General features: G+C 64.2%; 17 protein-coding genes and 1 pseudogene. 9 read left to right on the forward strand and 9 right to left on the reverse strand.

The window, feature by feature from the left end; genetic code table 11:
• Positions 1–92 precede the first annotated feature (92 nt).
• Complete coding sequence (locus tag B3361_RS05080; RefSeq protein ID WP_054903943.1) at positions 93–791, reverse strand: pirin family protein; 699 nt, start codon at positions 789–791, stop codon at positions 93–95.
• 184 nt (positions 792–975) lie between these two features.
• Between B3361_RS05080 and B3361_RS05085 the strand changes: the two genes are divergently transcribed.
• The 3 genes from B3361_RS05085 (at position 976) to B3361_RS05095 (ending at position 5,067) form a co-directional block, all read left to right on the forward strand.
• Positions 976–3,480, forward strand: a complete 2,505-nt coding sequence (locus B3361_RS05085) for a UvrD-helicase domain-containing protein (RefSeq protein ID WP_054903944.1) — start codon at positions 976–978, stop codon at positions 3,478–3,480.
• Between the two features lie 152 nt (positions 3,481–3,632).
• Positions 3,633–4,559, forward strand: a complete 927-nt coding sequence (locus B3361_RS05090) for an alpha/beta fold hydrolase (RefSeq protein ID WP_009686546.1) — start codon at positions 3,633–3,635, stop codon at positions 4,557–4,559.
• Between the two features lie 67 nt (positions 4,560–4,626).
• On the forward strand, positions 4,627–5,067 hold the full coding sequence (locus B3361_RS05095; protein ID WP_054903945.1) for a VOC family protein: 441 nt from the start codon (positions 4,627–4,629) through the stop codon (positions 5,065–5,067).
• 34 nt (positions 5,068–5,101) lie between these two features.
• On the opposite strand, the gene B3361_RS05100 is transcribed toward B3361_RS05095, so the two are convergent.
• Positions 5,102–5,671, reverse strand: coding sequence for a hypothetical protein (locus B3361_RS05100; protein ID WP_054903946.1), 570 nt, complete (start codon positions 5,669–5,671; stop codon positions 5,102–5,104).
• Between the two features lie 42 nt (positions 5,672–5,713).
• Positions 5,714–6,100, reverse strand: a complete 387-nt coding sequence (locus B3361_RS05105; protein WP_054903947.1) for a VOC family protein — start codon at positions 6,098–6,100, stop codon at positions 5,714–5,716.
• Positions 6,101–6,308: 208 nt separating this feature from the next.
• On the opposite strand from B3361_RS05105, the gene B3361_RS05110 reads away from it, so the two are divergent.
• Positions 6,309–7,241, forward strand: a complete 933-nt coding sequence (locus B3361_RS05110) for a LysR family transcriptional regulator (protein ID WP_029887319.1) — start codon at positions 6,309–6,311, stop codon at positions 7,239–7,241.
• Between the two features lie 6 nt (positions 7,242–7,247).
• On the opposite strand, the gene B3361_RS05115 is transcribed toward B3361_RS05110, so the two are convergent.
• A complete protein-coding gene (locus tag B3361_RS05115) occupies positions 7,248–7,898 on the reverse strand; it encodes a TIGR04211 family SH3 domain-containing protein (protein ID WP_054903948.1) in 651 nt (216 codons plus the stop codon).
• Between the two features lie 159 nt (positions 7,899–8,057).
• Between B3361_RS05115 and B3361_RS05120 the strand changes: the two are divergent.
• A pseudogene (locus tag B3361_RS05120) lies at positions 8,058–8,162 on the forward strand (hypothetical protein); the annotation flags it as partial.
• Positions 8,163–8,384: 222 nt separating this feature from the next.
• Here B3361_RS05120 and B3361_RS05125 read toward each other — a convergent pair.
• The gene (locus tag B3361_RS05125) at positions 8,385–10,133 is read right to left on the reverse strand and encodes a BCCT family transporter (protein WP_054903949.1); all 1,749 of its coding nucleotides are present in this window, start codon (positions 10,131–10,133) and stop codon (positions 8,385–8,387) included.
• 314 nt (positions 10,134–10,447) lie between these two features.
• On the opposite strand from B3361_RS05125, the gene B3361_RS05130 reads away from it, so the two are divergent.
• The 3 genes from B3361_RS05130 to B3361_RS05140 all read left to right on the forward strand — a co-directional run bounded on the left by B3361_RS05130 (position 10,448) and on the right by B3361_RS05140 (position 12,000).
• Entirely contained in the window at positions 10,448–10,765 is a 318-nt protein-coding gene (locus B3361_RS05130) for a hypothetical protein (protein WP_054903950.1), read from the forward strand.
• A gap of 7 nt (positions 10,766–10,772) precedes the next feature.
• Positions 10,773–10,970, forward strand: coding sequence for a DUF1289 domain-containing protein (locus tag B3361_RS05135; RefSeq protein WP_029887314.1), 198 nt, complete (start codon positions 10,773–10,775; stop codon positions 10,968–10,970).
• A gap of 241 nt (positions 10,971–11,211) precedes the next feature.
• Complete coding sequence (locus B3361_RS05140) at positions 11,212–12,000, forward strand: substrate-binding periplasmic protein (protein WP_054903951.1); 789 nt, start codon at positions 11,212–11,214, stop codon at positions 11,998–12,000.
• A 21-nt stretch (positions 12,001–12,021) separates the two neighbouring features.
• On the opposite strand, the gene B3361_RS05145 is transcribed toward B3361_RS05140, so the two are convergent.
• From B3361_RS05145 to B3361_RS05160, 4 genes are read right to left on the reverse strand one after another with little or no spacing between them, the layout of a single operon-like run.
• Positions 12,022–13,041, reverse strand: a complete 1,020-nt coding sequence (locus B3361_RS05145; protein WP_047149645.1) for an XdhC family protein — start codon at positions 13,039–13,041, stop codon at positions 12,022–12,024.
• A 50-nt stretch (positions 13,042–13,091) separates the two neighbouring features.
• A complete protein-coding gene (locus B3361_RS05150) occupies positions 13,092–14,435 on the reverse strand; it encodes a c-type cytochrome (protein ID WP_054903952.1) in 1,344 nt (447 codons plus the stop codon).
• A gap of 17 nt (positions 14,436–14,452) precedes the next feature.
• Complete coding sequence (locus B3361_RS05155; protein WP_054903953.1) at positions 14,453–16,702, reverse strand: xanthine dehydrogenase family protein molybdopterin-binding subunit; 2,250 nt, start codon at positions 16,700–16,702, stop codon at positions 14,453–14,455.
• A complete protein-coding gene (locus tag B3361_RS05160; RefSeq protein ID WP_009686563.1) occupies positions 16,702–17,157 on the reverse strand; it encodes a (2Fe-2S)-binding protein in 456 nt (151 codons plus the stop codon). The genes B3361_RS05155 and B3361_RS05160 overlap by 1 nt, the downstream gene beginning before the upstream one ends.
• A 244-nt stretch (positions 17,158–17,401) precedes the next feature.
• On the opposite strand from B3361_RS05160, the gene B3361_RS05165 reads away from it, so the two are divergent.
• Positions 17,402–19,588 (forward strand): OsmC domain/YcaO domain-containing protein, encoded by a 2,187-nt coding sequence (locus tag B3361_RS05165; protein ID WP_054903954.1) that lies wholly within the window; start codon positions 17,402–17,404, stop codon positions 19,586–19,588.

Genomic DNA, 19,588 nt, shown 5'->3' on the forward strand with positions numbered 1-19,588 from the left:
CTACGGCTACGCAACGATTTGTGAAACGGTATTGACTGCACTCGCTGCTGAAAACGACAGCCCGGCTGACCACCAAGCCTGCCGGGTGAAGGTCAGGCCACGTCCACCAGCACGATCTCGCTGTCTTCGATGGCGGTCACGCGCAGAAGCTGCTCCTGCTCGATGGCCACACCATCACGCGCCTCGACCCGCAGGCCGTTGACTTCCACCCGGCCCTTGGCGGGTACCAGGTAGCCCCGGCGATCGGCGTCGAAACGGTATTCGGCGGTCTCACCCGCTTTCAGGGTGGCAGCCACCAGGCGTGCATCGGTGCGGATCTGCAGGCTGTCTTCATCGCCGGCGCGGCCGCTGGCCAGGGTCACGAAGCCTTCGCCACGTTCACCTTTGGGGAATGGTCGGCTACCCCATTGCGGTGCTTCACCGGTGCGTTCCGGCACGATCCAGATCTGGAAGATACGGGTATCGACGTCTTCCAGGTTGTACTCGCTGTGCACGATGCCGGTACCGGCACTCATCACCTGGACGTCACCGGCCTCGGTCCGGCCTTTATTGCCAAGGCTGTCCTGGTGGGTGATCGCGCCTTCGCGCACATAAGTGATGATTTCCATGTCACGGTGTGGGTGCGGAGGGAAGCCGCTGCCGGCCGCGATCAGGTCATCGTTCCAGACCCGCAGGTTGCCCCAGTGCATGCGCGCTGGGTCGTAGTACTCGGCAAAGGAAAAATGGTGGTGGGCGTCGAGCCAGCCGTGGTTGGCATGGCCGAGGCTATCGAACGAACGAAGTTGCAGCATGGTCGTGCTCCTTGAATCAGTGGATGAGGCCATGATGCGCCAAAGAAGCATCGAAAATAAGCGTAAATATCGGCTCAAAACAATCGAATTAGTGGTTCTATAACCTGCAGGCACTTATCCGCTTCATCGCCTAATCCCCTGATCTGCAAGCATTCGCTGGCCATTTTGAGTCGATGCGGCGAACATGCCCATTGTTTCTGTTCAGCAAGGAGTGACCGTGGCCCAAGAGCTACCCCATGCCCCCGCCGACCTTACCCCGCCCGCCCAGTTGCCCTGGTTTCGCCGTGTGGCGGCGCGCCTGCTGGGGCGCTGCCTGACCGGCTTGCAGGCGCAGCACCGGGACTCATGGTTCCAGGGCCATGCCAGCGGGCAACGCAGGGGCCATGCCGAGGGTGTGCGCGATGGTTTCGAGCGTGGCCGGGAAGCCGGCTACGAGGCCGGGCGCCAGGTACTGGTGATCCGCGACAGCCGCCCCGAGGATGCTGCCGTGCCTGGCTGCGACGACAACCTCTTCGACGACTGGCGCCTGCCGCTGACGGCCGAACTGAAAAAACGCTTCAAGGCCGATGTGGCCCAGCGCCTGCCCGCCGAAGCGCAACCCAGCGCTGCGCAATGGAAGCTGATTTTCAGCGACACGCCGTCTACCTGCGTGGTGGCCGGCGCGGGCGCGGGCAAATCGACGTCGCTGGTACTGCGCATCCTGCTGTTGCGCCATTACCTGGGCTACGAACTGGACGCGATGACCGTGGTCACCTTTACCCGCGAGTCGCGCAAAGACTTCATCAAGCGCCTGCTGCAGGTGTTCGCCCTATGGCAGATCAACCTGCAACCGGCGCAGGCGCGCGAGCTGGTGCGGACCTTCCATTCACGCATTCTTCCGCTGGTGCGCAGCCTGCCGGGTTTTGACCAGCTGCGTGCTTTCGAAACGCTGGGCAGCGACATGCCAGCCGGGCGCGAAGCCGAGGCCGACAGCAACCCGTTCGACCTGCGCTTGAATGACGCCCAACGCCAGCAACTGAACCAGTGCTACAGCCGCGTGCTGCATGAAAGCCCACGCTTTGCCGAGCTGGTCGGCTTGCTGCGAAGCGAAGCCTTGCAGCTCAAACCCCTGGACCCGAACAACCCCGAGGTGCAAAAACGCGCCCAGGTTACGCAATTGGCTGCGCAGCGCGACGAAGAGCTGTGCGATGTGATCGAGGACCTCTGGTTCGCTGCCGGCGCCTGGCCGATCACAGGTATCGAACCGTGCCGCGATACCGTCGAGATCCGTGGCAGCCGGTTTCATGTGCATGGGCGCCTGGCGGGGGGCGGGCCGTTGGTGGTGCTCGGCTTCGACCCGACGGAAAGCGCGCAGTACCAGCGCCCTGGCGCCAAGCTGGCGGTACGCGGTGAGTGGGCGGTCAAACGCACTTTGTTGCAGGCGTTCTGCGACCGGCCGCTGATCTGGCTCGACAACTACGCCATGGCTCGGCGCCTGGCAGCGTCGCTGGCCGGTGATGCCGTGGCGGGCCCTGGCTTCGAGTACAAGGTCAAGGGCGAGCTGGCGGCGGCGCCACTGCTGGATGCGTTCGTGGGGGCTGCCAATTTCATCGAGAACCTTGGCCTTGAGGTGAACACGGCCGTGGCGTCGATGAGTTTCCCCAGCGGTGACAGCGACGCCCTGTTCTTCGAGGCCCTGGCCTTGTACTGGAAAGCCCTGGAAGCGCACCTGCTGGGCCTGTCGCCACCGGTGATGAGCTACAACCGCATGTTCGCCCTGTTCGGCGAAAACAACCCGGAAAACCTGCGCCTGCTACCCGACCCGCTGTTGCGGCCATTGGCGCACCTGATGATCGACGAGTTCCAGGACGTGTCGCCACAGATCGTCAGCTGGCTGCGTGCGAGTTTGCGCGAAATACGCCGACGCGGCCCGGCCATGCACACCGGGCGGCATGCCCAGCATTCGTCACTGCTGTGCGTGGGCGACGACTGGCAGTCGATCTATGGCTGGCGCGGCAGTTCACCCAAGTACTTCATGGAATTCACCAAGGCCTTTGCTGCACCGGCAAACACCCGCGTGATGCTGGTCGATAACTACCGTTGCCAGCAACAGGTGATCGATGCCGCCGAGCACCTGGTCAAGGGCACCCCGGCAATTGCCGGCAAGAAGGCCCGCGCCAGCGGCCCCGCCGCGCAATTGCCGGGCTCGCCGGTCAAGGTCTTCGACCGGGATGAGGCAGCCTTGGGCCAGACACTGATGGAGCACTACCAGCGCGGCGAGACGGTGATGATGCTGTACCGCAAGGGCAGCGACCGGGTACTGATGAGCGAGCACCTGCAAAGCGTGGTGCAAGCCGAGGCCGCGCTGCCGGCCGAGCAACGCCGGCTGCGCCAGCTGACCTACCACAGTGCCAAGGGGCTGCAGGCCGACGCGGTGTTCATGCTCGGCGACTGCCAGTACCTGACCAGCTCCCCCTACAAGAACCAGGTCTACCGCCAGGCCGGGTTGGGCAAGGCCGCAGACGCCCAGCCGTTCGATACCGCGCAGAAGGAAGAAGTGCAGCGCCTGGCCTACGTGGCAGTGACCCGAGCCGTGCAGCACTGCTATTGGCACGTCGAGGCCGCCAGCGGCGAAGCGGCGGTGGCGCCAAGGGCGTCTGCACGGGTCGATGGTCGGCAGGCATTCTTCGAGGACCTGCGCGGGCAGTGAAGGGTGCTGTGGCCGGCGAGCAAGGGGCGCCGTTCAGCTGAGGGGTGTCGGTCTGGCCTATGCAAGTGTCGGCCCGGCACCAACGCGGCTGCCGGCATCGCGCCAAGGTAGGGGTGTCGCGGCCTTGCCAGGCCTTAGTCAGGAAGCTACCCATGCGTTCATCGTCGACACCCAAGGATTACTTGCTGGACAACAATGGCATCGAGATCGCGGTGCGCTGCTGGGGCCGGGAGGACGGCATGCCGGTCTTGGCCTTGCATGGCTGGCTGGACAATGCAGCCTCGTTCGACCGCTTGGCACCGCTGCTCGAACACTGTTTCGTCGTGGCCCCCGACCTGGTCGGCCATGGGCGTTCCGACCATCGCCGGCACGACAGTGGCTATTACCTGTGGGAGCACGCCGAGGACATGCTGGCGGTTGCCGACAGCCTCGGCCTGAGCCAATTCCATGTACTGGCCCACGGCATGGGCACGGGGGTGGCGTCACTGCTTGCGGCCATGACCAGCGGCATCGCCAGCATGACGTTCCTCGACGGCATGGGGGCACCGTTCACCGTCGCGGAGGATGACCGCGTGCAGCACCTGGCGCGGGCCTATCGGCTCAAGCGCATGGTGCAGCGCAGCCAGCTAGCGGGCTTCGGCGAGCCGGGCGCCGCCCGCTTCGATGACCTCGACACCGCCTTGGCGCAACGCCGCGAGCGGCTGGACACCGAGCTGTCCGAAGGCGCCGCCCGCTTGTTGGCCATGCGCGACCTGTTGCAGTTGGGCGAGGGCTATTGCTGGCGCCACGACCCTCGGCTGGTGCTGCCCGAACCCATGCCGCTGACCGAGCGCGAAGCGTGCGACCTGCTCAGCCAGATCCGCTGCCCGTTGTACCTGATGTTCGGCCGCCAGGGGGCATTTTCCGGCGATGCGTTCAGCCAGCGCCAGGCAGCTTTGCCCGACCATGCGAAGGTGTCCTGGCACCCGGGCGGTCATCATTTCCACCTGGATGCGCCGGACCGGGCGCTGGCCGACCAACTGCTGCGCATCATCGCGCGGCACGAAGGGGGCATGCTGCAACGCCTGGTGAATGAGTAGCGAGTGCTGGTGATGGCCTGGTGTCCTGCGCTATGGTGGTACACCTCCAGGCCAGCAGGAGCCCGCCATGCGACCCTTCGCCATCCAGCATATCGACCACCTGGTACTGCGGGTCAGGGACCTGCCGCGCAGCGTGGCGTTCTATACCGACCTGCTTGGCTGTTCGGTCAGCCGCGTGCGCGATGACCTGGGCATGGTGCACCTGGCCACGGGCACGGCGATGATCGACCTGGTTACGCTGGACGGGCCGCTGGGGCGAACCGGTGGTGCGGCGCCGGGCGCCGAGGGGCGCAACCTGCATCATTTCTGCCTGCGTATCGAGCCATTCGATGAGCCCGCCTTGCTGGCCTACCTGCAAGCGGCGGGGGTGCAGGTGGAACCTGCCGAGAAACGCTACGGTGCCGAAGGCGAAGGGCCGTCGCTGTACTGCTACGACCCGGATGGCAACCAGGTCGAGCTTAAGGGGCCGATAGCGCCAGTGGCAGCGGTGCACCCCCTCGGGGTTTAACCCTGGCGGCGCCGCACACCGGGGCAGGCAACCATCAGTCGAAATAGCCGCGCAGCCCGAACGCGTAGCCAGTGTCCACGGTGGCCGGCCGGCCCCGGTTCCAGCGCTTTTTCAACACGAACTCGAACGCTGGCTCGTACAAGGCGTCGCGCACCACTGCGCCGGCCAGCACCTCCACGTCATACCAGCCATTGTCCAGCTCGATGATCGGCCGCCCCGGTACCTGGTAACGCGCCAAGAAGTCACCCAGCGTCTTGGGCGTGAAGTGCTGAAGGATCCGCCAGGTATACAGCATCAGCGCCCCGTGCTCGACGCGCAGCACATAGCCGTTGCGCTGGTGCTTCAGGCGGCTGCCAGCTTCGCGCAGCGCTGGTGTGTGGTTGTCCAGGGTGAACAGAATGCGGTACGGCAGGTTATCGACCCCGGCCAGTGGCAGCACCACACCTTCACTCACGGCTTGGTCGCCGCTGTCGTCATGGGTGAAGGCGTAGGCCAGGTCATCGGGCAGTTGCTGGTCCTGCTTGAACCGTTCGAGCAACTGGATATCGCCAAGCAGAAAGTAGTCGACCCCGTCATTGAGCACTTCGCTGAATTCGTGGCGCATCTGTTTTCCTTATTTGTTGCGCAGTGCCATAGCGGCATGGGGTTAGTGCTTCTGTGCGATCTGGATCAGGTTGCCGCAGGTGTCATCGAACACCGCGACGGTTACCGCCCCCTTGTTGGTAGGGTGCTGGGTGAACTGGACGCCGGCGGCGCAGAGCCGGGCATACTCTGCCTGAATGTCACGCACGGCGAAGGAGGTGGCAGGGGTACCGGCTTTCTTGAGTCTCGCATGGTTGGCCTGGGCCTGTTCGCTGTCGTACGCCTCCAGCAGCAACTCAACGCCGTTGGGGTCGTTGGGCGAGGTGAGGGTCAGCCAGCGGTGGTCGCCCATGGGGAAGTCCTGCTTGGGCTCGAAACCGAGTACGTAATGGTAGAAAGCAAGGGCTTTGGCTTGATTGTCGACGAGGATGCTGGTGACGACGATCTTCATGAGTGCACACCGTATGCCTAGGGTCGATAAGCATTAGTAAAGACGCTGACGGCCATTTGACCAGTGCGCTTGAGCCTACCCAGGGAAAACCTGCTCAAGCCATAGGCAAATGCTTGATCCGCCAGCCACCGCCCGGGCGCCTGCGGGGGTAAAGTATCAGCCATGATCCCGATTCCCGTGCGCCCAGGCCGGCGCCAGAGAGGTAAGCGTGGCTGCCTATACCCTGCGACAACTCAAGTACTTCGTCACCACGGTAGAAGCCGGTAGCGTGGCGGAGGCTTCGCGCCAGCTTTACATCGCCCAGCCGTCGATTTCCACGGCCATCAAAGGCCTGGAGGAAAGCTTCGGGGTGCAGTTGTTCATCCGCCACCATGCTCAGGGTGTGTCGTTGACGCCCAGCGGCAAGCGCTTTTACGCCAAGGCCAAGTCGCTGCTGCAAATGGCCCATGAGTTCGAACAAAACGCCCTGGCCGACAATGACACCGTTGCCGGGCAAATCGATATCGGTTGTTTCGAAACCGTGGCGCCGTTGTACCTGCCACGGCTGATTGCCGGTTTCCGCCAGCGCTACCCTGGCGTGGATATCCGCCTGCGCGACGGCGAGCAGCAGGACCTGATCCAGGGCCTGACGGCAGGCAGCTTCGACCTGGCGTTTCTCTATGATCACGACCTCGATGGCACCATCGAGGCCGAGCCGCTGATGCCGCCGCAAAAACCGTACGTATTGCTGCCGGAGAACCACCGTTTTGCCAGCCAGGGCCAGGTCTCGCTGCGCGACCTGTGCCCGGAGCCGATGATCTTGCTGGACGTGGCGCCCAGCCGTACTTACTTCGTCAGCCTGTTCAACGAACTGGGCCTCACGCCAAACATCGTCTTCAGTTCGCCCTCGATCGAGATGGTTCGCGGCATGGTCGGGCAGGGGTTCGGGTTTTCGCTGTTGGTCACCCGGCCGCATTCGCCCTACACCTACGACGGCCAGCGCCTGGTCATGCTGGACATCACCGAGCCGGTGGCGCTGTCGGGGCTGGCCGCGGCTTGGTTGAAGCGTGTACAGCTGACCAAGCCGGCGCAGTTGTTCGTGGCGTTCTGCCGCGAAGAGCTGGCGAAGTTCCAAGATCTGCAGCCGCAGCGCGGTGCCTGACGCCGTTCAGAACCAGCGGTCATTCTTCTTGCGCCCGCGGGTCAGCGCCGGCAGGATCAGCCCCGCCAGCAGGCCCGCGCCGGCGATGCTGCCACCGTAGACCATGTAGCGCATCATCACCTGTTTGTTCTCATCGCCCAGGCGCGCCTGGGTGTCGCGCAGCTCCGACTGGCTCTGGTCGTATTGCTCGTTGAGCGCCTTGTTGCGTGCCTCCAGCTCGTCGATCAGCTTCTTGCGCGAGTCCAGGGTTTCCTGCATGCCCTGCACGCGGTTTTTCCAGCTGTCGTCGATGGTCTTCAGCTGGCCGGTGAGCTCTGCCACCTGCGCATCCAGCAGCGGCAGCCGTTCGTTCTGGCCGGGAACCGCCTGCAGGTCCTCGCTGAGGATCCACACCACATCGCCATTCTGGCCGCGCACCTGGCTGTACTTGCCTTGGCTGCCAAGCAGGGTCAGCTTTTGCCCGGACTTGAGGGTGCCGACAATGCGATGGCCGTCGGTCGGCCCGCTACGCACATAGGTGCTCAGGCTGTCGCTGACCCAGCGTGCGTCGCTGGCGGCCTGTTCGGCATGCACGGGTGCGGCAAGCGCCAGCAGGGCGGCGATCAGGCTGCCGCGCAGGGCAGGGAGGGCGGAGGCGGTTGGGCGGGAATCGGGCATGTTGGTCTTCGCTGCAACGGAGAAAAAGTAGGCCGGTGACTGGGCCGATGAACCGGTCGGTGAGTTGACCGTCAGCGAATGACCTTTTTTTTGTCAGCAGGTTCACTGCCTGGCGTCGGAAATGTCTGCAGGATGTTGCAGCGCCCAGGCCGTGCCCGGGCGCTGCGCGTACGCCAGGCCACCACCCGCGCCACGGCGTTCGAGTCGGACCTGGACGAAGTGCGGCTGATCGTCGAGTACCCACTGTCGAATTCACCTTGGTAGCTTTCCTGCTCCTTTGGTTTGGGTGAATGTTTTGCGCCCGTTGGGTGAGGCAAGTCAGTCAAGTAATTTGGGGCCGCTTTGCGACCCTTCGCGGGCGCGCCCGTTCCCACAGGGGATCGCGCATTTCTTGAGTTCAGCGCCAAACCTGTGGGAGCGGGCGCGCCCGCGAAGGGCTGCAAAGCAGCCCCTATAACGCTTAGTAGCCGTTACCGCTGCGCGGGTTCAGGTGTCTGCGGTTTCGCTCGCAGCCTGCGCCGTCTTGACCGACGCCTTTTTCTCCTGCACCACGATATAGAACTCTTCCCCATGCTTCACCGCCCCATACAGCACGGCTTTTTCGATCAGCTCGTTGCCGCGCAGCTGGCGCAGCATCATCGGGTCCTTGCGCAGGTCGCGGTACAGCGCCAGGCAAAGCAGCACCATCACCACCACAAACGGCAGGGCCACCACGATCGTCAGGTTCTGAAGCCCGGTCAGCGCTTCGCCAGGGTCCCGTGGGTCGCCGATCGCCAACATGATGGCCGCGACCGTCCCGGTCAGCGCGCCCCAGAAGATCACCGTGCGCCGCGAAGGTGCAGTGGTGCCGTGCTCCGACAGCGTGCCCATCACCAGCGACGCCGCGTCGGCGCCCGAGACAAAGAAGATGCCCACCAGCACCATCACCAGCACTGACGTCGCAGAGGCCAGTGGGTAGCTGTCCAGCAACTGGTACAACGCATGGTTGCTGTTGACGGCCCCGTTGGCCAGCTGGAAAGCACCTTCGCGCAGGGCATCGACGGCCGCGCCGCCGAAGATGGTGAACCACACCAGGCTGACCAGGCTCGGCACCAGCAGCACGCCGGTAACGAACTGGCGGATGGTGCGGCCACGGCTGATGCGGGCAATGAACATGCCCACGAACGGCGTCCAGGAAATCCACCAGGCCCAATAGAACACTGTCCAGCCGGCCAGCCAGCTGTTCATCTGCTCGCCACCGCTGGCGTTGGTACGGGCCATCATTTCCGGCAGCATCTTGATGTAGATGCCGAGCGAGGTCGGCAGCAGGTTCAGCATGAGCAGGGTCGGCCCGACCATGAACACGAACAGCGCCAGCACCAGGGCCAGCACCATGTTGATGTTGGACAACCACTGGATGCCCTTGCCGATGCCCGATACCGCCGACGAGACGAAGGCGATGGTCAGCAGGGTGATGATGGAGATGTAGAACAGCTTGCCAGGGCTTTCGATCCAGCCGTTGTATTCCAACCCGCCGGCGATCTGCAGGGCGCCCAGGCCCAGCGAGGCCGCCGAGCCGAACAGCGTGGCGAAAATTGCCATCATGTCGATCAGCCGGCCAAGCGGGCCGTTGGCGTGCTTGCCGATCAACGGCCGGAAGGCCGCGGAAATCAACTGTGAGCGGCCCCGGCGGAAGGTCCCGTAGGCGATGACCAGGCCAACGATGGCGTACATGGCCCAAGGGTGCAAGGTCCAGTGGAAGAGGGTGGTCGCCATCGCGACCTGCATCGCTTCGCTGGTCTGCCCGCTGGCCGAGCCGGGCGGCGGTGACACGTAGTGCGACAGCGGCTCGGCCACCCCGAAGAACATCAGGCCGATACCCATGCCGGCACTGAACATCATCGCCACCCAGGACACCGTGCGAAACTCTGGCTGTTCGCCATCACGGCCAAGCGGTACCCGCCCGTAACGGCTGGCGGCCAGCCACAGCACGAACATCACGAACAGGGTGGAGGTCAGTACGAAGAACCAGCCAAAGTTGAGAATGACCCACGATTGAGCGGTGGAGGCACTGCGCGCCAGGCTGGCCTGGTTGATGAAGCCCCAAAGCACGAAAGCGATGGCCAGGATGCTGGTGAAACCGAAGACCACCCAGTCCAGCTTGCCCTCGAAGCGCCGGTCCTGGCGGGCTTCTGCGGTTTTCGAGGGGTCGGTAACGCCAAGGTCGAGTGTTTCGTTGATGTGTTCCTTTACCATGAATGCTGAGGCCCCTGTGTGGCTTGCCTGTTCGTGCAGGCTTGTAGTTGTGTGAGCTACCGAGGGCGTTGGCGCCTCGGCCGGGTGGAGTGCTGGCGGGATTATCCTGCGCGGTCGGCGCCGGCACCTGTCCCGATAGCGTCCTGGGGCTGCCCTTGCGCGACTTGGCAAATACTTTTAGTTCTGGGGGCATTGGCCCTTTCTGTCTCGGCTTCTGGTACGCTGGTGAGCATTACCCGGGGCCGCACATCAAGCACCGTAGAAGCGCTGTCGCGTGCGGGCCCGGCCGTACCAGGAAACGGAGATTCGTAATAATGGCCACTGACCGTGTGAGCCTGATTCATTTCGATAAACTGAGCATGAGCCCTGCCGCAGCCGAGCGGTTCCAGCATGCTCTCGATGCGCTGGAAGCGCTCAAGCTGCAAGACCGTTACGTTTACCTCATCGCGCCTTACCTTGGGGATATCGCTGACGCTAGCGACGCCGACCAATTGAAGACGGCCTTGGAACAAGGCCTACGCGTTGTCGACGAGCTGGTGGCCGCCTACTCGGTCAACAAGGTCAAGGCCGATGAAGTGAGCAAAGTGTTCAAGGATGCTGGCGAGCGCGCGCGGGCCGAATTACCCGGCTGAACAGCATATGGCCAAAGACATCGACAACCCCTGCGTTTCGCTGTGCCAGCTCAACAGTGAGCTGTGCGTGAGCTGCGGCCGTACCCGCGAGGAAATCCGCAAATGGCGGGGCATGAAGCGCCCCGAGAAGATGGCGACCGTGCAGCGGGCGGCCACGCGCATGAAGGCCATCGCCAAGAAGGCGGCCAAGCGGCAGGTCAGTTAGGCCCTGCTGGCAGCCCATCAGCCCCCACAGGGGGCGCAAAGCATGAGGTCTGCACTGCTCCTGTGGGAGCCCGGCTTGCCGGCGATGGGCCGCACTCCTTTTTTTGCCCATAAAAGGTCCGCTAGTCGGCCTCTGATGGTCCAGACTGTATGCAGCCCCACACCTGATGCAGCCGACCAGCATTGCTCAAGCCATTGGTCACCCAGCGGGGCGGCGAAGTTACAACTGCCGAGGGTCGTTGATGATCAAGCGTTGCCTGCGCCACGCCTTGCCCTTGTTGTGCCTGATGCTGCTGCCCCTGGCGGCGGTAGCCGATGACACATGCCGGCGGCTGACCGCCACCGGTAACCCGGAATACCCGCCTTACCTGTGGCGCGATCCGCGCAACCCGCAGCAGTTGATGGGTGCCAATGCCGATTTGCTCAAGCACCTGGGCAAGCAGCTCGGGCTGGAGATCGACGTGGTTTACGCGGGGCCGTGGTCACGCGCGCAGGAAGAAGTGCGCACTGGTCGGATCGACCTTCTGGCCGGGTACTTTCGCACCGAGGCGCGGCAACAGCACATGGACTTCATCGAGCCACCGTTCCTGGCCACCCCCAGCGTGGTCTGGGTGCGCCAGGGTGACGCCTTTGCCTACCGGCAATGGGCGGACCTGAAGGGCCGCAAGGGCGGTACGTTGGTGAACAACAGCCATGGCCAGCAGTTCGACGAGTACGCGCAGGCTCATCTCACGCTCGAAGCGGTACCCACTGCTCGCCAGGCGTTCGAAAAACTGGTGCACAAGCGCAGTGCCTACGTGGTTTACGAACAGTACCCAGGCATGGCCCTGGCGCGCACACTGGGTATTGGCGGTGCCGTGCAGGTACTGCAGCCACCGGTCTCCAGTGAAGGGTTGTACCTGGCCATTTCGCATAATTCACCCTGCAACCAACCACAGCTGCGCGCAGCACTGGCCCGGGAGATGGCCAGGATCGTGGGCGGAGCCCTGCCGCAGCAGTTGTTGAAGCAGAACATGGAGCAATGGCAATGACAGGTCGTGCGCCGGCCGTTGCTACAGCGCGTGGGCCAGCTGCTCGGCTTCCTTGGCGTTGCTGACGTTGACCGCGCCAGGCAAATGCACATCATTTTTTGCCGCCAGCAGCTCGGCCATCACGCTGACGGCGATTTCCGCCGGGGTCTTGCTGCCGATATAGATGCCTATCGGTCCATGCAAACGCTGCAGCGACGCTTCGCTTTCGCCGAAATGCTCGATCAGCCGCTCACGGCGCAGTTGGCTGTTGCGCCGCGAGCCGATGGCGCCAATGTAGAAGGCCGGGCTGTGCAAGGCTTCGAGCAAGGCCAGGTCGTCCAGCTTGGGGTCATGGCTGACGGCAACGATGGCGCTGCGCACATCCGCCTTGAAGGCACGGACCACATCGTCTGGCATGCCTGGCAGCAGGGTAACGCCGGGGATGCTCCAGCCTGCCGTGTATTCCGGGCGCGGGTCGCACAACGAGACACTGAAGCCGTTGAACAGGGCCATGGTTGCGAGGTACTCGGCCAGGGCGCCAGCACCGATTAGGAGCAGGCGGTAACCAGGCCCAAGGGTGCTGCACAGGCGCTGGCCATCAAACCTGAACAGTTGTGGGGTAGCGGTGGCAACCAGGCTGGCAGCACCCGTGTGCAAGTCGAGTTCGCGACACATCAGGTTGCCGCTGTCCAGGCTGGCCAGCAGTTGTTCCAGGTGCGACAACGCGGGCGCGAACTCCAGCACCAGTTCAAGGGTGCCGCCGCAGGGCAGGCCGAAACGGTGGGCTTCGTCGGCGCTGACGCCGTAGCGCACCACCTGCGGCTGGCCGCTGGGCATGCCGGGGCCGCCATAGGCGCTGGTGTAGCGGTGGATCAGGTCGTCCTCGATACAGCCACCGGATACGCTGCCAACCACCCGGCCATCGCTGCGCAGCGCCATCATCGAGCCGACCGGGCGCGGTGAAGAGCCCCACGTACGGGCGACCGTGGCAAGCAGGGCGCGGTGGCCGCCGGCAAGCCAGTCGCGGGTGGTGCGCAGCACCAGCAGGTCGATGCTTTCCATGGAAACTCCGTTACAACGCTGTCGAGAAGGTTGGCTCAGGCATGCCCCCTTCAGCGCATATGCAAGATGATGGGGCTACTGCTGGCCGGGTCGGTGTGCCCGCGCAACTTGCTTACCGCCTGCGCGTCCACCGCGCCGCCCTGGTTGCCCCAGGCCGAGCGCACGAACGTCAGCACTTCGGCGATCTCCTTGTCCCCCAGTTGCTCGCGAAAGGCCGGCATACGGTAAGCATCAGGCACTCCAGCAGACACTACCCGCTGTGAACCGTTCAAGGTGATATTGATCGCCGACGCGTCTTCTTTGGCCAAAGCCGATGTAGCCCCGGCCAGTGGTGGCATCGATGGCGCCTGGCCCTTGCCGTCCAGGCCATGGCACGACGCGCAGCGGGTCACGTAGGTGTGCGCCCCGGGGGCGTCCAGCCGCTCGGCAGCCGACACCGCCTGGTACTGCCAGGGCGCGCCATCGCGCTGAGGGTCACCGGGCAGCGAATTCAGGTAATGGGCGATGGCGGCCAGGTCGTCGTCAGTCATGAACTGGGTGGAGTTGTTGAATGCCTCGGTCATCGAACCGAATACCACGGCATGGCGGTTGCGGCCGGTCTTGAGGAACTGGGCGATTTCCGCTTCGCTCCAGCGCCCCAACCCGGTGTTGTGGTCCGCACGCAGGCTCGGTGCATACCAGCCATCGAGCAATGCCCCGGCCAGGTACGCTGTGCCGCTGTCGTCCAGGGCCTTTTCGTTGAACGCCAGGCCACGCGGCGTGTGGCAACTGCCGCAGTGGCCAGGGCCCTGGACGATGTAGGCACCACGGTTCCACTGCGCGTCCTGCCCCGCCTGGGCGGTGTACGGCGCAGTCGGGGCGAACAGGCCGTTCCACAGCGCAATGGGCCAGCGCAGGTTCAGCGGCCACGGGATATCGCTGGGCAGGTTGGCTTGCTTGGCCGGCTGCACGCCGTGCATGAAGAACGCATACAGCGCCTTTACATCGTCGTCGCTGAGTTTGGCGTACGAGGGGTAGGGCATGGCCGGGTACAGGCGCCGGCCACCGGGCGCCACGCCGTGGCGCACGGCGCGGTCGAAGTCCGCCAGGCTGTAGGCGCCGATGCCAGTGTCGCGATCGGGGGTGATGTTGGTGGCATGAATGGCCCCCAGCGGGGTGGCCATTTGTAGCCCGCCGGCGAACGGTTGGCCCTCTGGCAGGCTGTGGCAGGCGACGCAGTCGCTGAGCCGGGCCACGTATTCGCCACGGCTGACCAGCGCTGCGGCGGCGGTATCCGCCTGCGCGTCGGTGAACGGCGAAGCGGGCTCGCGGGTGACATACCAGGCCAGCAGGCCCGCCGCGATCAGGCACGGCAGCGCCAGCCAACCAGCGGTTCTTGCGAAGCGATGGGTCATGGGGCAATCCTCGTGCGTCAGCTGAAGGTGTGGCGGCTCATTGGCAGGCTGCGTACGCGCTGGCCGGTCAGTTGCGCCACCGCGTTGGCCACTGCCGGCGCGACTGCGGGCAGTGGCGGTTCGCCAATGCCGCCCATTTTCGCCCCGCTTTCGACAATGCGCACATGTACCCGTGCCATGCGCGAAGGCGGCAGGATCGGGTAGAGGTCGTAATTGCGCGCGCGCGGCTTGCCATCCACGTACACCGCTTCTTCCACCAGCGTCTGCGACAGGCCCAACGCCACCGCCCCATTGACCTGGTGCTCGATGATGGCCGGGTTGACGATACTGCCGGGGTCGATGGCCTGCCAGATATCGTGCACCTTGACCTGGCCGTTCTCCATCGACACTTCGGCGATGACGGCTGCGTGCGAGCCGAAGGGCGAGGCCATGGCCACGCCACGGGCCCGCTTGCTGCCATCTTCGGCGGTGAACGGCCCGCGCTTCCAGCCCCCGGACAAGTCGGCGACCGCGTTCAGCAGGGTGGTCAGCCGGGGGTTGTCGCGCAGCAGGTGCAGGCGCAGTTCGAACGGGTCCTTGCCACCTTTGTCGGCCAGTTCGTCTAGAAACGACTCATAGAAGAAATCGTTCAGCGAGTTGCCCACCGAGCGCCAGTAGCCGAGCATGGCCGGACCTTTGACATAGACCTGGGCAATGCGTTTGTTGGCGATGGCATAGGCCTTGCCCGACAGCCCCTCAAGCGCGGTGGGGTCGACCTTGTCGCCCTGCTTGCCCGCCAGGGCCTCGGTCGGGCCTTCGGTGGCGCTGACCGCTTCGATGGCCACCGGCAGGCCGTCGGCATCGAGCCCAGCGCGGAACTTCACCACGGCGACCGGGCGCAGTACATCACGCAGAAACTCTTCTTCGCGGCTCCAGATCAGTTTGACCGGCCGGCCCACCGCCTTGGCCAGGGCAATGGCCTGCGGGTAGGGGTTGGCCGATTCGTACAGGAAGTGGCGGCCGAAGAAGCCGCCCAACAGTGGCGAGTGCAGGTTGATCTGGCTGGTTTGCAGGCCGGTGCGTTGGGCGATGTCGTCGCGGAACATGTCCGGGGCCTGGTTGGGTAGCCAGACATCCAGCGTGCCATCGGCATTGAAGCGGGCAAGGGCCGACGGTGGCTCCAGCTGGGCATGGTTCAGGTACTGGTTGTGGTAGCTGGCCTCGACCCGGGTCTTGGCATTGGCCAAGGCACCCGCTACATCGCCTTCGTTTTCTTCATCGCGCGCCGGGCCATCGACCGTGGCCAGGTGCTCGCGCCAGCCGTCGCTGGAAAAATCAGCCGGCATCGCCCGCAGGGTGCTGTCGGCGGCTGGTTCTTGCCAATCGACTTGAAGGGCTTCGACGGCGCGCTTGGCGTGCCACCAGCGTTCAGCGACCACCGCTACCGCCCCTGGCAACTGATGCACCGAGTGCACGCCGTTCATGGCCTTGACCTGGCCTTCGTTACGCAGGCTGCCAACGGTCATGCCCAGGCGCGGCGCATGCTGTACGGCGGCGTGGAGCATGCCGTCCACCTTGATGTCGATGCAGTATTGGGCTTTGCCGGTGGATTTGTCGTAGGCATCCAGGCGCCGAACCGGCTTGCCGATCCAGCGGAACTGGCCAGGGTCGCGCAGCTTGACGCTGGCCGGATCGGGTACCGGCAGGTCCATGGCCCGCCCGGCCAGTTCGCCGTAAGGCACCGAGCGGCCGCTCATGGTATGTACCACGTTACCCGGGGTGCTCGACAGTTCGGCCACCGGCACCCCCAGTTTTTCGGCGCCAGCCTGCAGCAACATGGCCCGGGCGAGGGCGCCCAGGCGGCGCATGGTGGGGTAGCTCATGCGTACCGACATGCTGCCGCCGGTAATCCGCATGCCGTTTTCCATCACCACATAGGCTTCGCCGGGTGGCGCGCTTTCGACCACGAAGTGCGCGGGGTCCACGTCCAGCTCTTCACCGACGATCTGGGCCATGGCGGTGAACGGGCCCTGGCCGCCTTCAATGAACGGGCTGAGCAGGCGCACCGTACCGTCTGGGCGAATTTCCAGAAACGCCGGCACTTGGGTGCCGCGTTCTGCTGTGGCCACGGCGGCGGCTTGCACCCGCGGCACGCCCACCGGCAGGCCGAAGCCCAGCACCAGTGCGCCCACGGCAGTGCCGGCGAGGAAGCGACGGCGTGACAGGTTGACCGTTTCGCCGTGCTGCAGGGCGAGCAGTTCGGCAGGGGTATCGACGGGTGTGTTCATCAGGCCTGCTCCCCTTGGGCCAAGTCGTGCATGGCGGCATGGATGGCGTTGTAGGTGCCGCAGCGACACAGGTTGACCATGGCTGCGTCGATCTGCTCGGCGCTGGGTTTGGGCGTGTGCTTGAGCAGCGCGGTGGCCGCCATCACCTGGCCGGACTGGCAGTAGCCGCACTGAGCCACCTGGTGGTCGACCCACGCCGTGACCACCCGTTGGCCGACCGGGTCGGCTTCGATCGCTTCGATGGTGGTGACCTCGCGGCCGACCACGCCGGCCACCGGGGTGACGCAGGCACGGACCACGTTGCCGTCGACCAGTACCGAACACGCGCCGCACTGGGCCAGGCCGCAGCCATACTTGGTGCCGGTCAGCCCCAGGTCATCGCGGATCACCCACAAGAGGGGCGTGTCGGCGTCCGCCTCGACCTGGTAGGTCTTCTGGTTGATGCGTAGTTCCATGGTTCACCTGCCAGTCATCGGTTGTTGTCGCGGGGTCATGTCGGGTGGGGAATACATTGTTCCCCGGTGGGGAAACGCTAGCACAGGCCAGCGGCCACCGGTTTGAACCGGGTGGCAGGTTCAGAGAATCAGGCAAGTAATCCGTTGGAATGCGCAACTGGGCAGCCAGGCAGGACGTGCGCGGTAAAAACCCGGATAATGCCGGCCAATTTCGTCTTGCACGCTTAAATCACGGTAATCCCGCATGGAAATCAAGGTTAACTTTCTCGACAATCTGCGCCTCGAAGCGAAGTTCGACGACTTCACGGTGATCGCCGACCAGCCGATCCGCTACAAAGGCGATGGTTCGGCCCCGGGCCCGTTCGACTACTTCCTGGCGTCTTCGGCCTTGTGTGCGGCTTACTTCGTCAAGCTTTACTGCCAGACCCGCGACATACCGACAGAAAACATCCGCCTGTCGCAGAACAACATTGTCGACCCGGAAAACCGCTACAACCAGATCTTCAAGATCCAGGTGGAACTGCCCGAGGACATTTCCGAAAAGGACCGCCAGGGTATCCTGCGTTCCATCGACCGCTGCACGGTGAAGAAAGTGGTGCAGACCGGCCCGGAGTTCGTCATCGAGGTGGTCGACAACCTCGACGCCGATGCGCAGGGCCTGCTGATGCCGGTGTCCGATACCAGCACCTGCATCCCCGGCAAGGACCTGCCGCTGGAGCAGACCATCGCCAACATGTCGGGCATTCTCGCCGGGCTGGGGATGAAGATCGAGATCGCCTCATGGCGCAATATCGTCCCCAATGTGTGGTCGCTGCACGTTCGCGACGCGCAGTCGCCCATGTGCTTCACCAACGGCAAGGGCGCTACCAAGGAGGCCGCACTGGCCTCGGCGCTGGGCGAGTTCATCGAACGGCTGAACTGCAACTTCTTCTACAACGACCAGTTCTGGGGCGAAGACCTGGCCAATGCCGCGTTCGTGCATTACCCCGACGAGCAGTGGTTCAAACCCGGCCCGCGCGACGCGCTGCCGGCCGAGATTCTCGATGCGCATTGCCTGGAAATCTACAACCCCGATGGCGAACTGCGCGGCTCTCACCTGTACGACACCAACTCGGGCAACACGGCGCGCGGGATCTGCTCGCTGCCGTTCGTGCGCCAGTCTGACCAGCAAGTGGTGTACTTCCCGTCCAACCTGATCGAAAACCTGTTCCTCAGCAACGGCATGAGCGCTGGCAACACCCTGGCCGAGGCGCAGGTGCAGTGCCTGTCGGAAATCTTCGAGCGGGCGGTGAAGCGTGAAATCCTCGAAGGCGAATTGTGCCTGCCGGATGTGCCGCACGAAGTCCTGGCCAAGTATCCGGCCATCCTTGCGGGTATCCAGGGTCTGGAAGCGCAGGGCTTCCCGGTACTGGTCAAGGATGCCTCGCTGGGGGGTGAGTTCCCGGTCATGTGCGTGACCCTGATGAACCCGCGCACCGGTGGCGTTTTCGCCTCGTTCGGTGCCCACCCAAGCCTGGAAGTGGCGCTGGAACGCAGCCTTACCGAACTGCTGCAGGGGCGCAGCTTCGAGGGCCTGAACGACCTGCCGCAACCGACCTTCGAAAGCCATGCGCTGACCGAACCGAACAACTTCGTCGAACACTTCATCGATTCCAGCGGGGTGGTGTCGTGGCGTTTCTTCAGCGCCAAGGCCGACTTCGAGTTCGTCGAGTGGGACTTCTCTGGCCACGGCGCAGACTCCAACCAGCAGGAGGCGGCCACGCTGTTCGGCATTCTGGAAGACATGGGCAAGGAAGTGTACATGGCGGTGTACGACAACCTGGGCGCCACAGCCTGCCGTATCCTGGTGCCGGGTTATTCCGAGATCTACCCGGTCGAAGACCTGATCTGGGACAACACCAACCGCGCCCTGGCGTTCCGTGCCGACATCCTCAACCTGCACAGCCTCGACAGCCGCTCGCTGAAACTGCTGCTCAAGCGCCTGGACAACTGCGATGTCGATGACTACACCACCATCACCACGCTGATCGGTGTGGAGTTCGACGAAAACACCGCCTGGGGCCAGCTGACCATTCTTGAACTCAAGCTGCTGATCTGCCTGGCCGTGCAACGTTTCGAGGAGGCCAAGGAACTGGTCGAGGCGTTCTTGCAGTTCAACGACAACACCGTCGAACGCGGCCTGTTCTACCAGGCGCTGAATGTGGTGCTGGAGGTGCAACTGGATGACGAACTGGAGCTGGGCGACTACGAGGCCAACTTCCGCCGCATGTTCGGCAATGCGCGCATGGACGCGGTGCTGGGCTCGGTTGACGGCAGCGTCCGCTTCCATGGCCTGACCCCGACCAGCATGAAGCTCGAAGGCCTCGACCGGCACCTGCGGTTGATCGAGAGCTACAAGAAGCTGCATGCGGCGCGGGCCCGCTTCGCCTGA

Origin of the sequence: Pseudomonas sp. UBA6699, from assembly GCF_002454615.1 — a bacterium.
Lineage (GTDB): Bacteria > Pseudomonadota > Gammaproteobacteria > Pseudomonadales > Pseudomonadaceae > Aquipseudomonas > Aquipseudomonas juntendi.